Raw genomic sequence first — 14462 nt, 5'->3', positions numbered from 1 at the left:
TGAACTTAACCTACGACCAGGTTAAGCAGTTTGCCCGGTACATAAATGACTTTACGGATAGTCACGCCGTCCAGATACTTCGCTACCAGATGCTCCTGCGCAGCGCGTGCCTGAACCTGTTCCTGTGTTGCATCGGCTGGCACGGTGATTTTACCGCGCACTTTACCGTTAACCTGAACCACTACCAGCAGCGAATCTTCAACCATAGCGGCTTCATCCGCAACCGGCCAGCTCGCTTCATCGATAGTGCCTTCGCCACCCAGCGTCTGCCACAGAACATAGCAGGCGTGCGGGGTAAACGGATAGAGAAGACGGACGATGGCCAGCAGCGCTTCCTGCATCAGGGCGCGATCCTGCTCGCTTTCCTGCGGGGCGCGTGCCAGTTTGTTCATCAGCTCCATGATCGCCGCAATGGCGGTGTTGAAAGTCTGACGACGGCCAATATCATCCGCCACTTTGGCGATGGTTTTGTGCAGATCGCGACGCAGCGATTTCTGCTCGTCATTCAGGCTCTCCACATCCAGTGCCACGGTCGCACCTTTCTGTGTATGCTCGAAGACCAGCTTCCAGACACGTTTCAGGAAGCGGTTCGCCCCTTCAACGCCCGACTCCTGCCACTCCAGCGTCATATCCGCCGGTGAAGCAAACATCATAAACAGACGCACGGTATCCGCGCCGTAACGCTCAACCATCAGCTGTGGGTCGATGCCGTTGTTTTTCGACTTCGACATTTTGCTCATGCCCGCGTAGATCACTTCGCGGCCCTGCGTGTCTGTGGCTTTAACAATGCGGCCTTTCTCATCCCGCTCAACCTCAACGTCAACCGGTGAAACCCAGTTACGCTCGCCGTTGGCACCAAGGTAGTAGAAGGCGTCAGCCAGCACCATGCCCTGGCACAGCAGACGTTTGGCTGGCTCATTGGAGTTCACCAGGCCCGCGTCACGCAGCAGCTTGTGGAAGAAGCGGAAATACATCAGGTGCATGATGGCGTGTTCAATACCGCCCACATACTGATCGACCGGCAGCCAGTAGTTTGCCGCTGCCGGATCCAGCATGCCTTCCTTGTAGCTGGCGCAGGTATAACGCGCGTAGTACCAGGAAGACTCCATGAAGGTGTCAAAGGTGTCGGTTTCACGCAGAGCAGGCTGGCCGTTTACCGTGGTTTTAGCCCACTCCGGATCCGCTTTGATTGGGCTGGTAATGCCATCCATCACCACATCTTCCGGCAGGATCACCGGCAACTGGTCTTCTGGTGCAGGCATGACGGTGCCATCTTCCAGCGTCACCATCGGGATAGGGGCACCCCAGTAGCGCTGACGGGAGACACCCCAGTCGCGCAGGCGGTAGTTCACTTTACGCACGCCCACGCCTTTTGCCGCCAGCGAATCCGCAATGGCGTTAAAACCGGTGGCGTGATCCATGCCGTTAAACTCACCTGAGTTGAACAGCGCACCTTTGTCAGTCATCGCCGCGATGCTGACATCAGGAATGGAACCATCCAGATTCAGGATGACCGGCTTAATCGGCAGATCATATTTAGTGGCAAACTCCCAGTCGCGCTGATCGTGCGCCGGAACCGCCATCACAGCGCCGGTGCCATATTCCATCAGTACGAAGTTGGCAACCCAGACCGGGATAAGCTCGCCGGTCAGCGGATGAACAACAGACAGGCCGGTCACCATGCCTTTCTTCTCCATGGTCGCCATATCGGCTTCGGCCACTTTGGTATTGCGGCATTCAGCGATAAAGTCAGCCAGCGCCGGATTATTGACCGACGCCTGGGTCGCCAGCGGATGGCCTGCGGCAACGGCAACATAGGTTGCGCCGATAAAGGTATCCGGGCGGGTGGTGTAGACGGTGACCTTCTCTTCGCTGTCAGCCACATCGAAGGTGATTTCGACACCTTCAGAGCGGCCAATCCAGTTACGCTGCATGGTTTTGACCTGCTCAGGCCACTCTTCCAGCGTATCCAGGTCGTTCAGCAGCTCTTCCGCATAATCGGTGATTTTGATAAACCACTGCGGGATCTCTTTACGCTCAACTTTGGTGTCGCAGCGCCAGCAGCAGCCGTCGATCACCTGCTCGTTCGCCAGCACCGTCTGATCGTTCGGGCACCAGTTCACGGCAGAGGTCTTTTTATAGACCAGGCCTTTTTCATACAGTTTGGTAAAGAACCACTGTTCCCAGCGATAGTACTCTGGCTGGCAGGTTGCCAGTTCACGACTCCAGTCATAGCCAAAGCCCAGCAGTTTGAGCTGGTTTTTCATGTAGGCGATATTGTCGTAAGTCCACGGGGCCGGAGCGGTGTTGTTTTTCACCGCAGCGCCTTCCGCAGGCAGGCCGAAAGCATCCCAGCCAATCGGCTGTAGTACGTTTTTGCCGAGCATACGCTGATAACGCGCGATTACGTCGCCGATGGTGTAGTTACGAACGTGGCCCATGTGCAGGCGGCCAGAAGGATAGGGCAACATGGAGAGGCAATAGTATTTCTCTTTACCTTCCTGCTCAGTCACTTTAAACGTTTCGTTTTCATCCCAGTGCTGCTGCACACGGGATTCAATTTCTTCCGGGCGGTATTGCTCTTGCATGGCTGCCTGTGGTCCTTTATGAAAAACATTTTTCTGGCTCTAAGATCCGCATAGCATACCCATAAGGCCGCGTATCAACAACACTTCCCACTTTTGCCGGCACGATTTCTGCCGAAAGCGTCAGAGCCTTCACCCTTTTGTAATTCACTGTACAGACGACACGGCAAAAGCAACATTACGACTAAACTTAGTTCAGCGAGGGTCTGCATAAAGGAGAACAAAATGAATAAAGTGGCTCAGGAATATCGCGAGTCGTTAGCCGTATTGACCGAACGTCTTCGTCAGGGCGATCGTAACCTTGATGAGCTGATTGCCGGGCGACGAAGCCAGTTGCTGGTGCGCGATGATATGACGGAACAGGAGATTGACCAGGCGCTCAGCTCAGTGCGCCGTGATCTGGGCGAGTTTGCACGCAGCTACACCGATGTGGAAGAACCGCTAGCGGACTCACTGTTTATGCGCATCATCCGCGAGAGCGTCTGGAAAGAGCTGGCGGATATCACCGATAAAAGTCAGCTGGAGTGGCGAGAGGTCTTCCAGGATCTGCATCATCACGGGGTTTATCAGAGTGGGGAAGTGGTGGGGCTGGGCAATCTGGTCTGTGAGAAATGCCAGTTCACCCGGGCAATCTACACGCCTGAAACGCTGTCACGTTGTCCGGAATGCGGCAACGATCAGTTCCAGCGTCAGCCGTTTGAACCCTGATAGTGTGGTGTAGCTAAATGAAGCGGGCCACCCTGGGTGACCCGCCTGTTCGTCAGGTTTAGTGCAGAATTTTAGCGAGGAAATCTTTAGCGCGCTCAGACTGTGGGTTATTAAAGAAGTCATCTTTGTTGGTGTCTTCGATAATTTTCCCTTCATCCATAAAGATCACGCGATTGGCAACCTTACGGGCGAAGCCCATCTCATGGGTCACCACCATCATCGTCATCCCTTCCTGTGCCAGTTCAACCATTACATCCAGCACTTCGTTGATCATTTCCGGATCCAGCGCGGAGGTGGGTTCATCAAACAGCATCGCGATAGGGTCCATGCAGAGCGCTCGCGCAATCGCCACACGCTGCTGCTGACCGCCTGAGAGCTGGCCGGGAAACTTCTCAGCATGGGCGGAAAGACCCACACGCTTCAGCAGCTTCAGCCCTTTATCGCGGGCTGCCGCTTTGTCGCGCTTCAGCACTTTTACCTGCGCCAGAACCAGGTTGTTGATAATGCTCAGATGCGGAAACAGCTCGAAGTGCTGGAACACCATCCCGACCTGGCTGCGAAGCTGCGCAAGATTAGTCTTTTTGTTATTCACCTCGGTGCCGTTCACCGCAATCACGCCCTGCTGAATCGGCTCAAGGCCGTTCACCGTTTTGATCAGCGTTGATTTACCGGAGCCGGACGGGCCGCACACCACCACCACTTCACCGGTTTTGACGTCGGTTGAGCAGTCGGTCAGCACCTGAAAGTGACCATACCACTTAGAAACATTTTTCAGGCTAATCATTTAAACCGTCCTTTTTCTTTTTAGATAGCTGACCAACAGCGATGCGCTCAGGCTGATAACGAAGTAGACCAGACCTGCAAACAGAACCATTTCAACCTGGGTGCCATCACGCTCACCAATGGTGGACGCGGTACGGAAGAAGTCCGCCAGGCTTAAGACATAAACCAGCGAGGTATCCTGGAACAGCACGATACCCTGCGTCAGTAACAGCGGAACCATGGCGCGGAACGCCTGTGGCAGGATGATCAGTCGCATTGCCTGCCACTGCGTCATGCCCAGCGCCAGAGCCGCACTGCCCTGTCCACGCGAGATACTGATGATGCCGGCGCGAATAATTTCAGAGTAGTACGCCGCTTCGAACAGCGAAAAGGCGACCATGGCTGAAATCAGTCGGATATCCGTTTTGGGCGACAGGCCCAGCACCTGCTGCAGAAAACTCGGCACGACCAGATAGAACCACAGCAGCACCATGACCAGCGGCACCGAGCGGAACAGGTTGACGTAAATTTTAGCGAACCAGCTGATAGGCTTAAACGTCGACAGGCGCATCACCGCCAGCAGAGTGCCCCACAGGATGCCGAAGACCACGGCGGTAATCGTGATCTTAAAGGTGATCACTAAGCCATTAAGCAGATAGGGCAGGCTGGGTGTAATCGAACTCCAGTCAAACTCGTACATTACTTGCCTCCCGCATTGCCTGGCAGCCGGACTTTGCGCTCGACCAGACTCATCAACAACATAATCACCAGGTTAATCGCAACGTAGGCCAGCGTAATAGCGGTAAAGGATTCATAGGCGTGGGCAGAATAGTCGAGCAGTTTGCCCGCCTGTGCCGCCATATCGACCAGACCAATGGTGGAGGCGATAGCGGAGTTCTTCACCAGGTTCAGCATTTCCGAGGTCATCGGCGGCACAATCACGCGATACGCATTCGGCAGCAGCACATAGCGATAGGTCTGCGGCAGGGTTAAGCCCATCGCCAGACCGGCATTCTTCTGTCCACTCGGCAGTGACTGAATCGCTGCGCGCACCTGCTCGCAGACGCGGGCGGCGGTAAACAGGCCAAGACAGATCATCGAGGAGAGGAAGAACTGAATGTTGGGATCCAGCTCAGACTTAAACCACATGCCAAGCTTTTCGCCCACCAGCTCGGGCGCCACCAGATACCAGAAGAAGAACTGGACGATCAGTGGGATGTTACGAAACAGTTCGACATAGCAGGTGCCAATGGTCGACAGCAGGCGATTAGGCACGGTGCGCAGAATGCCGAAAAATGAACCCACACAGAAGGCGATAATCCAGGCGCAGCAGGAGACGGCAATTGTCACCTGAAAACCGGACCACAGCCAGCCGAGGTAGGTCGTGTTACCGAACGGGGCCTGTTCGAGGAATATGCCCCAGTTCCAATCGATACCCATAACGAGCTCCGGAAAAAAAGGGTAGCTAAGCTACCCTGAAGATTGATGAACGGCGTTTTATTTCCTGACTCAGGGGAACGACCCGTGTCAGTCTGTCTGTCCATGCCGCGGTTTCAGCAATCGAGAGGGCAGCCAGGCCGCCCTTGTTATACCCGTCGTCTTTCAGGCTGCATTTTTGTTGGCTACATTCACTCACCCGAATCACTTACCGGAGCAGGCTCATCGGGAGTCATTTTTCTGCTGCCTCAATGCAATCTGAAATCCATTGGGTATTTTGTTGTTAATTCAGTGCTTTATCATTTGGTGTTTTGAACAGCGCTTTCATGTCATCAGAGAGCTCAAAGTTCATGTTCAGGTTCTTTGGTGGAATCGGCTGTTTGAACCAGGTGTCGAACCATTTTTCTGCCTGGCCAGAGGTCTGGGCTTTAGCAATGGTTTCATCCACCAGGGCTTTGAACTGCGGATCATCTTTACGCAGCATGCAGCCATAGGCTTCTTTTGACTGTGGCGTGCCCAGAATTTCCCAGTTGTCCGGCTTTTTGGCTTTGGCGCGTTCGCCTGCCAGCAGGGCATCATCCATCATAAAGGCTACGGCACGACCGGTTTCCAGCGTACGGAAGGAGTCACCGTGATCTTTTGCGCTGATGATGCGCAGATCCAGTTTCTGTTCGTCGTTGAGTTTGTGCAGCAGCACTTCAGAGGTGGTACCTGAGGTCACCACTACGGTTTTGCCTTTCAGGTCAGCGAAATCTTTGATCGGGCCATCTTTCTTCACCAGCAGACGGGTGCCGATAACAAAAATAGTGTCTGAGAAGGCGGCCTGTTTCTGGCGCTCAAGGTTATTGGTGGTCGAGCCACACTCATAATCGTAGGTGCCGTTTTGCAGCAGCGGAATACGGTTTTGTGAGGTGATCGGGATCATTTTGACCTGCAGATCAGGCTTGTTCAGCTTTGCTTTAATCGCTTCAACGATGGCGTTTGAGTAAGCCTGTGAGTAGCCGACGACTTTTTGCTGGTTGTCATAATAAGAAAAGGGAACTGATGATTCGCGATGCCCGACCACAATGACGCCATTGTCATTGATCTTCTTCAGGGTGCCGCTGAGATCTTCCGCCTGGGCCGCTCCCGCCGCTGCGCTGATCAGCAGAAGAGATAATGCCACTTTGCGTAGTTGCATGTTCCAACTCCTTCGTATGAAAAAGGCACAGGATATAACCTGCGCTGATTATGATGTTGTGTCTGTTTTCTGCTGCGTTTCTGCTCATTCTGCGGTTTAAACGGGCGCAGAAGAGTCATTAACATAGCGGATTGTTAACGCAATGAAACAAAAAAGTTTCTTTTTTGCGAGGTGATACGCACCAAAAAAAGGCAATTTTTTCACCCTGCGCGTTAATGGTGCAGCAGCGTCAATTGTTTTGGTGCAACCCGCCCGGCATCAGCGCCTGCAATCAGCCAGTTTGCGAAAAGCAGTGAAACATTTTGCAATCATCGTGCCAGAAAGAGGTAATGGGTTAGAAAGACAGCAGAGTGTGCGGCGTGGGGAGTGAAAAAAACCGGAGAGTCACCATGAAAAAGGCGAAGCACGTGCTTCGCCTTCTGTGAGCACAGGAGGGGAGGTTATCGACGCCGACGCAGCAGGGCTATCACCGCCGCCAGCAGCGTCAGTGACCACACTGGCCAGATGCCAGCCCGCGCATACGGGGTTTCTCCCTGCGTTGGCGTAACCTTGCTGGTCAGCACATCGCGGGTAAACTGCGGCAGCATGGCTTCCACATCACCACTGGCATTGACCACCGCCGTCACACCATTATTGGTGCTGCGCAACAGCGGACGTCCCAGTTCCAGCGCACGCATCCTCGCCATCTGGAAGTGCTGCCATGGGCCGATAGAGTGACCAAACCAGGCATCGTTCGAAACGGTCAACAGGAAGTTGGTGTCGGGATGGAAGTTGGCCCGCACCTGTTCACCCAGCACGATCTCATAACAGATGGCGCTGGTCAGGTTATAGCCCGCCACGCTGAGTTGCGGCTGGAGGTAGTTGCCACGACTGAATGCCGACATCGGCAGATCGAAGAACGGGGCCAGCGGACGCAGCAGATCGGCCAGCGGCACAAATTCGCCAAACGGCACCAGGTGATTCTTCTGGTAACGATTGCCGCTGAAGTAGTTGTACGGCGCTTTACCGCCCAGCACGATTACGGTGTTGTAATCGTGATATCGGTTCTGCTCCAGCCGGGAGTCCACAATGCCGGTGATCAGCGAACTGCCACGCTCACGCAGTTCGTCATCCAGCGAACGCAGGAACGGCTGCTGATTACTCTCCAGATCGGTAATTGCCGATTCAGGCCAGATAATAATCGGCGCTTTGCCCATCAGCGGCTGACTCAGACCGTTGTAAATGCGCAGGGTAGTGAGCAGCTGCTGCGGATCCCACTTCATCGATTGCGGGATGTTTCCCTGCACCAGCGCCACCTCGACGGCCCGCTCGGGCATCGGCTGAACCCACTGGATGTAGCGCAACGGCCATGGCAATGCCAGCAGCAGCAGCGCTGCTACCAGACTTCTGACGTTGCGCTGTTGCAGGGCATAAGCCAGCAGGCCAGCCACCACCATCAGCAGGAAGGTCAGCGTCTCTACGCCCGCCAGTGGGGCCAGGCCTTTTAACGGACCATCGATCTGGCTGTAACCAAACTGCAGCCACGGAAAGCCGGTCAGCACCCAGCCGCGCAGGAACTCGGTGATCTGCCACAATGCCGGTGCCGCCAGCGCCAGGCGCCACAGCGTCGTTCGCGGCCAGATGCGATTCAGTACGCCGGCAAACAGCGCCGGGTAGATTGCCAGATAAGCCGCCAGCAGCGCCACGATAAAGACATTGACCGGGCCAGGCATGCCGCCAAAGGTGGCGACACTGACATAAACCCAGTTGATGCCACTGCCGAACAGACCTAAACCCCAGACAAACCCAATGGCGCTGGCCTGCGGGCTGGAGCGGTTAAGAGTCAGCAGCTGTAAGCCGCACAGCGAGAGCAGTGCGGCGGGCCAGAAATCGTAGGGAGAAAAGGCGAGGGTGCCAAGTGCACCCGTTATTAAAGCCAGCAGCAGGCGAACCCGCTGACGCGGGTAGAGTGAGGCTAAAGCCATAGACTTATTCGTCTTCCAGTTGAGGTTGTGGCGAATTTTCCGGAATAGTCACGTGAACCTGGATGATGCGGCGGCTGTCAGCCATCGCCACCTTGAACTGGTAACCCTCAATCTCGATGCTTTCACCGCGAGCGGGCAGATGACCGAAGCCCTGCATTACCAGACCACCGATGGTGTCGACTTCATCGTCACTGAACTGGGTGCCAAACACCTCGTTGAAATCTTCAATGGCGGTCAGTGCACGCACGGTAAAGGTGTGACGGTTGAGCTGACGGATATCACGATCTTCTTCGTCGTCATACTCATCTTCAATTTCACCGACGATCAGCTCCAGGATGTCTTCAATGGTCACCAGACCGGAGACACCGCCAAACTCATCAATGACGATCGCCATATGGTAACGCTGGGAGCGGAACTCTTTCAGCATCCGGTCGACACGCTTACTTTCAGGCACAACCACCGCAGGACGCAGCACTTTCTCAATGCTGAAAGGCTCAGATTCGCTGCTCATAAACGGCAGCAGATCTTTCGCCATCAGAATCCCTTCCACATGATCTTTATCTTCGCTGATCACCGGGAAACGAGAATGGGCGGATTCGATGATGACATCCAGACACTCTTCGAGGCTCTGATTACGTTTCAGGGTGATCATTTGCGAGCGCGGGATCATGATGTCACGCACGCGCTGCTCCGCAATATCCAGTACCCCTTCGAGCATGTCGCGGGTGTCCTGGTCAATCAGCTCTTTGTTATTCGAGTCGCGGATCAGCTCCAGTAGCTCATCACGGCTTTTTGGTTCACCGTGAAAGAGTTGGTTGATCAACAGGGAGAAAAATCCCTTTTTACTACTGGGTGCATCGCTGTTTTGAGAATGGTCGTCGCTCATGGCGGTTTTTATAGATCTCTCTGGTGAGGAATAGGTGCTGTCAGTAGCCTGTACTGACAGCAGGATTGACTGAATTCAGGATTCAGGCGTCTTCTTTCTCCGAAATGTACGGATCAGGATACCCAAGAGCAAGCATTATCTCGGTCTCCAGCCCTTCCATCTCGTCCGCTTCGTCGTCTTCAATATGGTCGTAACCCAGCAGATGCAGCGAGCCGTGTACCACCATATGTGCCCAGTGGGCTTCAACGCTTTTACCCTGTTCAGCGGCTTCCTGCTCAACGACCTGGCGGCAGATGATCAGATCGCCCAGCAGCGGCAGCTCAATGCCCGGCGGTGGTTCAAACGGGAAAGAGAGGACGTTGGTCGGCTTGTCTTTGCCGCGATAAGTCAGATTAAGCTCATGACTCTCCGCTTCATCAACCAGACGCACCGTAACTTCGCTTTCCGGCTGAAAAGGGGTGACAGCCGCTGACAGCCAGCGATGAAACTGGCTTTCATCAGGCAGGTCAGCGGTGTTGTCACAGGCGACCTGCAGGTCGAGAATCACCTCGCTCATTTGCTCTCCTGCGTGGCGCTCTGTGCAGCCAGTGCTTCACGTTTACGCTCTTCGGCCTGCTGGTCACGACGGGTCTGATCGGCCGCTTCCCAGGCTTCATAGGCGGTAACAATGCGGGCAACTACCGGATGGCGCACCACATCTTCGCTGTGGAAGAAGTTGAAGCTGATCTCTTCAACGTCCGCCAGCACCTCAATGGCATGACGCAGGCCTGACTTGACGTGACGCGGCAGGTCAATCTGGGTAACGTCGCCGGTAATCACCGCTTTAGAGTTAAAGCCGATACGCGTCAGGAACATTTTCATCTGCTCGATGGTGGTGTTCTGGCTCTCATCAAGAATGATAAACGCATCGTTCAGGGTACGACCACGCATGTAGGCCAGCGGGGCGACCTCAATGACGTTGCGCTCCATCAGCTTTTCCACCCGCTCGAAGCCGAGCATTTCGAACAGCGCATCGTAGAGCGGACGCAGATAAGGGTCGACTTTCTGGCTCAGATCGCCTGGCAGAAAGCCGAGCTTTTCACCCGCTTCGACGGCAGGGCGGGTCAGCATGATGCGGCGAATCTCCTGACGCTCCAGCGCATCCACTGCCGCGGCTACCGCCAGATAGGTTTTACCGGTACCCGCCGGGCCGACACCAAAGGTGATATCGTGGTCGAGCACATTAGCGATGTACTGGGCCTGGTTTGGGGTGCGCGGCTTGATCACACCGCGCTTGGTCTTGATATTGACCGCTTTACCGTACTCCGGCACGCTCTCAGCGGTTTGCTCCAGTACCCGGCTCTCTTTGATCGCCAGGTGAATCTGATCAGGCTCAATATCCGGAATATCGCCACGCACAGGCGCGGTATCGACATAGAGGGTTTTCAGAATATCTGCTGCGGCATTGACGCAAAGTGGACGTCCTGACAGCTTAAAAACGTTGTCGCGACGATTGATCTCAATGCCCAGACGACGCTCAAGCTGTTTTACATTATCGTCGAAAGGCCCACACAGGCTCATCAGACGACGGTTATCAGCCGGTTCAAGGGCGATTTCACGAGTTTCGATATTCAAACGAATCCTTTGGGTCACTCAGGGCCAGTTATGGGATGTGTCTGACGCACCGTTAAACTTAACCGGATGCACCATAACGAAATTATTTATGCCGTAACGCCTGGGCGCAAGCTTATGGAGAGATATTTGGGCGACACTTTCAGAAAGCAAGTGGTGCAAAGTGAAATTGGCGGCAACGCGATGCGCGCTGCCGCACAGTAAAGCGGGCATCACGGCTGGAACAGACTCACGCCGATTTCATTTTCTTTACGGGTACGGGCGATCACGGACGCCGGGCTTTCCGACATGCGCAGCCCCATCTCTTCTTCAGTACGCACCAGTTTGCCGCGCAGCGAGTTGGTGTAGACATCGACAATTTCAACATCCACAAAGCGGCCGATCATTTCAGGCGAGCCTTCGAAATTCACCACGCGGTTATTTTCGGTGCGGCCAGAGACTTCCATCACGTTCTTGCGGGAGATGCCTTCCACCAGAATACGCTGCACTGTGCCTACCATGCGGCGACTGATCGCCTGCGCCTGCTGGTTAATGCGGTCCTGCAGGATCCACAGACGCTGCTTTTTCTCCTCTTCGCTGACATCATCCGGCAGGTCAGCGGCGGGCGTGCCGGGACGGGCAGAGTAGATAAAGCTGAAGCTGACGTCGAAATTGATCTCGGCAATAAGCTTCATGGTCTGCTCGAAATCCTGCTGAGTTTCGCCGGGAAAACCAATGATGAAGTCAGAGCTGATCTCAATATCCGGGCGCGCCGCGCGCAGCTTGCGGATAATCGCCTTATACTCCAGCGCGGTATGAGCACGCTTCATCAGCGTCAGAATACGGTCTGATCCACTCTGAACCGGCAGGTGCAGGAAGCTCACCAGTTCCGGCGTATCGCGGTAGACCTCGATGATGTCATCGGTGAACTCAATCGGGTGGCTGGTGGTGAAGCGAATGCGGTCGATACCGTCGATGGCGGCGACCAGGCGCAGCAGCTCAGCGAAGGTACAGATTTCACCATCAAAGGTGGCACCACGATAGGCGTTAACGTTCTGGCCAAGCAGGTTAACTTCACGCACGCCCTGCGCCGCCAGCTGAGCGATCTCCAGCAGAATGTCATCGCTGGGACGGCTCACTTCCTCGCCACGGGTGTAAGGCACCACACAGAAAGTACAATATTTGTTGCAGCCTTCCATGATGGAGACAAAGGCAGTCGGGCCGTCTGCGCGCGGTTCCGGCAGGCGATCAAATTTCTCGATTTCCGGGAAGCTGATGTCGACCACCGGGCTTTTGGTGCCGCGCACGGTGTTGATCATCTCTGGCAGGCGGTGCAGTGTCTGCGGACCAAAAACGATATCCACGCAGGGCGCACGCTGGCGGATATGATCCCCTTCCTGCGACGCCACGCAGCCGCCCACGCCGATAATCACATCCGGGTTGCGCTCTTTGAGTTTTCTCCAGCGTCCCAGCAGGTGGAATACTTTCTCCTGCGCTTTCTCGCGAATAGAACAGGTGTTAAGCAGCAGAATATCCGCCTCTTCAGGAACCTCGGTCAGCGTATAGCCGTGCGTACTGTTCAGCAGATCAGACATCTTGGATGAATCATACTCATTCATCTGACATCCCCAGGTTTTGATATGCAGTTTTTTTGTCATCGCGCTAACCATTGATTCAGTGCAGTGAAGTGCGGGGCGCGTATTGTAATGCTTTGATGCTGTTGTGACCAGCCTCAGGGCTTTTCTGCCAGCAATCCGGTTTTCCGGTACACTTTGCTTTATTCAGACCCGTGTTGCGCAGGCTGGCGGGAATAAGAGAGGGACATAAGCAATGCAGGATAATCAGTTTGATGTAGTGATTGTTGGCGGTGGCATGGTCGGTGCGGCGCTGGCCTGTGGACTGACGCAGCAACATTTTCGCGTTGCGGTGATTGAGCGTGCCGAACCCGCGCCTTTTGATGCCGACAGCGATCCCGATCTGCGAATTTCGGCGATTGGGTCATCCTCGGTGGGGTTGCTGAAGCAGCTCAACGTCTGGCCACGGGTAGAGGCGATGCGCAGCGCGCCCTATCGCAGGCTGGAAACCTGGGAGTGGCAGACGGCGCAGGTGAGTTTTGATGCGGCCTCGCTGGGACTGCCTGAACTGGGCTTTATGGTCGAGAACAGCGTGCTTCAGCGGGCGTTATGGGAGGAGATGCAGTCGCTGGGCGTGACCTGCTATTGCCCGGCCACACTGGAGAACCTGCAGCCAGAAAATGGCGGCTGGCGCATCGACCTCAACGACGGCGTTGCCCTGCATACACGCCTGGTGGTTGGGGCTGATGGCGCGAACTCTCAGGTGCGACAGATGGCCGGGATCGGTATTCATGGCTGGAGCTATGCGCAATCCTGTTTACTGATCAGCGTGACCTGCGAACATCCGGCAGGCGATGCGACCTGGCAGCACTTTACGCCTCAGGGACCGCGCGCCTTTTTACCGCTGTATGGCAACCGGGCCTCGCTGGTCTGGTATGACGCGCCTGCAAGAGTCCGCCAGCTACAGGCGATGCCGATGGCCCAGCTGGAAAAAGAGATAGCCAGCCACTTCCCGGCGCGGCTGGGACGTTTTAAAGCCCATGCGGCTGGCGGCTTCCCGCTGGTACGGCGTCACGCTTCACGGTATGTCCTGCCAGGACTGGCGCTGGTCGGTGATGCCGCGCATACCATTAATCCGCTGGCCGGGCAGGGCGTGAATCTGGGCTATCGCGATATTGATGCGTTGATTAATGTGCTGGTCAGCGCACGCGGTGCGGCGGAAGATTGGGCATCCGAGCGCGTATTGCAGCGCTATCATCGGCAACGTCGTAAAGACAATATGCTGATGCAGGGCGGTATGGATCTGTTCTATTTTGCCTTCAGCAATCAGCTGGCACCGCTGCGGTTTGCACGTAATCTCGGATTGATTGCCGCCGAACATTCCGGGGTACTGAAGCGGCAGGTATTGCGCTACGCGCTGGGGTTATAGCAGATTGCGCATGTCGGCTCGCCATACGGCGGGCCTGCAATCAGGAAATCAGGAAGGGGAACGACAAAAACAACAAAGCCCGCAAAAGCGGGCCAGGTTGTGCAATTTGGCTGGGGTGCAGGGATTCGAACCCCGGAATGCTGGTATCAGAAACCAGTGCCTTACCGCTTGGCGACACCCCAATAATGGTGTTTTTCAAATTGTCTTTTGTATGGCTGGGGTGCAGGGATTCGAACCCCGGAATGCTGGTATCAGAAACCAGTGCCTTACCGCTTGGCGACACCCCAATTATATGGTGGCTACGACGGGAATCGAACCTGTGACCCCAGCATTATGAGTGCTGTGCT

At 55.2% G+C, this 14462-nt stretch carries 12 protein-coding genes and 2 tRNA genes; 2 read left to right on the top strand and 12 right to left on the bottom strand.

The annotated features are described in order from the left end of the window. Positions 1-5: 5 nt before the first annotated feature. A complete protein-coding gene (gene leuS / locus ACK13D_RS11020; protein ID WP_418796342.1) occupies positions 6-2588 on the bottom strand; it encodes a leucine--tRNA ligase in 2583 nt (860 codons plus the stop codon). Between the two features lie 222 nt (positions 2589-2810). Between leuS and ACK13D_RS11015 the strand changes: the two genes are divergently transcribed. Further along, positions 2811-3293 carry a zinc ribbon-containing protein gene (locus ACK13D_RS11015; protein WP_010258963.1) on the top strand — a complete coding sequence of 161 codons (483 nt, stop codon included), beginning with the start codon at positions 2811-2813 and terminating at the stop codon, positions 3291-3293. Positions 3294-3351: 58 nt separating this feature from the next. Here ACK13D_RS11015 and ACK13D_RS11010 read toward each other — a convergent pair whose 3' ends face one another. The 9 genes from ACK13D_RS11010 to miaB all read right to left on the bottom strand — a co-directional run bounded on the left by ACK13D_RS11010 (position 3352) and on the right by miaB (position 12770). Beyond that, positions 3352-4077, bottom strand: coding sequence for an amino acid ABC transporter ATP-binding protein (locus ACK13D_RS11010; RefSeq protein ID WP_010258962.1), 726 nt, complete (start codon positions 4075-4077; stop codon positions 3352-3354). Next, positions 4078-4755, bottom strand: coding sequence for a glutamate/aspartate ABC transporter permease GltK (gene gltK, locus ACK13D_RS11005; RefSeq protein WP_010258961.1), 678 nt, complete (start codon positions 4753-4755; stop codon positions 4078-4080). Next, positions 4755-5495 carry an amino acid ABC transporter permease gene (locus ACK13D_RS11000; RefSeq protein WP_010258960.1) on the bottom strand — a complete coding sequence of 247 codons (741 nt, stop codon included), beginning with the start codon at positions 5493-5495 and terminating at the stop codon, positions 4755-4757. The genes gltK and ACK13D_RS11000 overlap by 1 nt, the downstream gene beginning before the upstream one ends. A 280-nt stretch (positions 5496-5775) precedes the next feature. Continuing rightward, positions 5776-6672 carry an amino acid ABC transporter substrate-binding protein gene (locus ACK13D_RS10995; protein WP_010258958.1) on the bottom strand — a complete coding sequence of 299 codons (897 nt, stop codon included), beginning with the start codon at positions 6670-6672 and terminating at the stop codon, positions 5776-5778. A 440-nt stretch (positions 6673-7112) separates the two neighbouring features. Then, positions 7113-8636 carry an apolipoprotein N-acyltransferase gene (gene lnt / locus ACK13D_RS10990; protein WP_010258955.1) on the bottom strand — a complete coding sequence of 508 codons (1524 nt, stop codon included), beginning with the start codon at positions 8634-8636 and terminating at the stop codon, positions 7113-7115. A 4-nt stretch (positions 8637-8640) separates the two neighbouring features. After that, a complete protein-coding gene (gene corC, locus ACK13D_RS10985; protein WP_008925004.1) occupies positions 8641-9522 on the bottom strand; it encodes a CNNM family magnesium/cobalt transport protein CorC in 882 nt (293 codons plus the stop codon). Positions 9523-9604: 82 nt separating this feature from the next. Then, positions 9605-10078 (bottom strand): rRNA maturation RNase YbeY, encoded by a 474-nt coding sequence (ybeY, locus tag ACK13D_RS10980; protein ID WP_418796338.1) that lies wholly within the window; start codon positions 10076-10078, stop codon positions 9605-9607. Beyond that, positions 10075-11136 (bottom strand): PhoH family protein, encoded by a 1062-nt coding sequence (locus ACK13D_RS10975; protein ID WP_010258952.1) that lies wholly within the window; start codon positions 11134-11136, stop codon positions 10075-10077. The genes ybeY and ACK13D_RS10975 overlap by 4 nt, the downstream gene beginning before the upstream one ends. Before the next feature lie 209 nt (positions 11137-11345). Next, complete coding sequence (gene miaB, locus ACK13D_RS10970; protein WP_158131922.1) at positions 11346-12770, bottom strand: tRNA (N6-isopentenyl adenosine(37)-C2)-methylthiotransferase MiaB; 1425 nt, start codon at positions 12768-12770, stop codon at positions 11346-11348. A 172-nt stretch (positions 12771-12942) separates the two neighbouring features. Between miaB and ubiF the strand changes: the two genes are divergently transcribed. Beyond that, on the top strand, positions 12943-14115 hold the full coding sequence (gene ubiF / locus ACK13D_RS10965; protein WP_061704234.1) for a 3-demethoxyubiquinol 3-hydroxylase: 1173 nt from the start codon (positions 12943-12945) through the stop codon (positions 14113-14115). 107 nt (positions 14116-14222) lie between these two features. Here the strand turns inward: ubiF and ACK13D_RS10960 are convergent. Both ACK13D_RS10960 and ACK13D_RS10955 read right to left on the bottom strand, forming a co-directional pair. Next, a tRNA-Gln gene (locus ACK13D_RS10960) sits at positions 14223-14297 on the bottom strand. Between the two features lie 30 nt (positions 14298-14327). Continuing rightward, a tRNA-Gln gene (locus ACK13D_RS10955) sits at positions 14328-14402 on the bottom strand. Positions 14403-14462: the final 60 nt, after the last annotated feature.

Origin of the sequence: Pantoea sp. K16, assembly GCF_048452805.1 — a bacterium.
Taxonomy (GTDB): domain Bacteria; phylum Pseudomonadota; class Gammaproteobacteria; order Enterobacterales; family Enterobacteriaceae; genus Pantoea; species Pantoea agglomerans.
The sequence above is the reverse complement of the archived record's forward strand: the minus strand, read 5'-3'. Positions and strand labels throughout refer to the sequence as shown.

What these genes read in the sequence shown, in the direction of transcription:
- leuS (WP_418796342.1), bottom strand. Translation starts at nt 2,588, where the DNA reads ATGCAAGAGCAATACCGCCCGGAAGAAATTGAATCCCGTGTGCAGCAG.
- ACK13D_RS11015 (WP_010258963.1), top strand. Translation starts at nt 2,811, where the DNA reads ATGAATAAAGTGGCTCAGGAATATCGCGAGTCGTTAGCCGTATTGACC.
- ACK13D_RS11010 (WP_010258962.1), bottom strand. Translation starts at nt 4,077, where the DNA reads ATGATTAGCCTGAAAAATGTTTCTAAGTGGTATGGTCACTTTCAGGTG.
- gltK (WP_010258961.1), bottom strand. Translation starts at nt 4,755, where the DNA reads ATGTACGAGTTTGACTGGAGTTCGATTACACCCAGCCTGCCCTATCTG.
- ACK13D_RS11000 (WP_010258960.1), bottom strand. Translation starts at nt 5,495, where the DNA reads ATGGGTATCGATTGGAACTGGGGCATATTCCTCGAACAGGCCCCGTTC.
- ACK13D_RS10995 (WP_010258958.1), bottom strand. Translation starts at nt 6,672, where the DNA reads ATGCAACTACGCAAAGTGGCATTATCTCTTCTGCTGATCAGCGCAGCG.
- lnt (WP_010258955.1), bottom strand. Translation starts at nt 8,636, where the DNA reads ATGGCTTTAGCCTCACTCTACCCGCGTCAGCGGGTTCGCCTGCTGCTG.
- corC (WP_008925004.1), bottom strand. Translation starts at nt 9,522, where the DNA reads ATGAGCGACGACCATTCTCAAAACAGCGATGCACCCAGTAGTAAAAAG.
- ybeY (WP_418796338.1), bottom strand. Translation starts at nt 10,078, where the DNA reads ATGAGCGAGGTGATTCTCGACCTGCAGGTCGCCTGTGACAACACCGCT.
- miaB (WP_158131922.1), bottom strand. Translation starts at nt 12,770, where the DNA reads ATGACAAAAAAACTGCATATCAAAACCTGGGGATGTCAGATGAATGAG.
- ubiF (WP_061704234.1), top strand. Translation starts at nt 12,943, where the DNA reads ATGCAGGATAATCAGTTTGATGTAGTGATTGTTGGCGGTGGCATGGTC.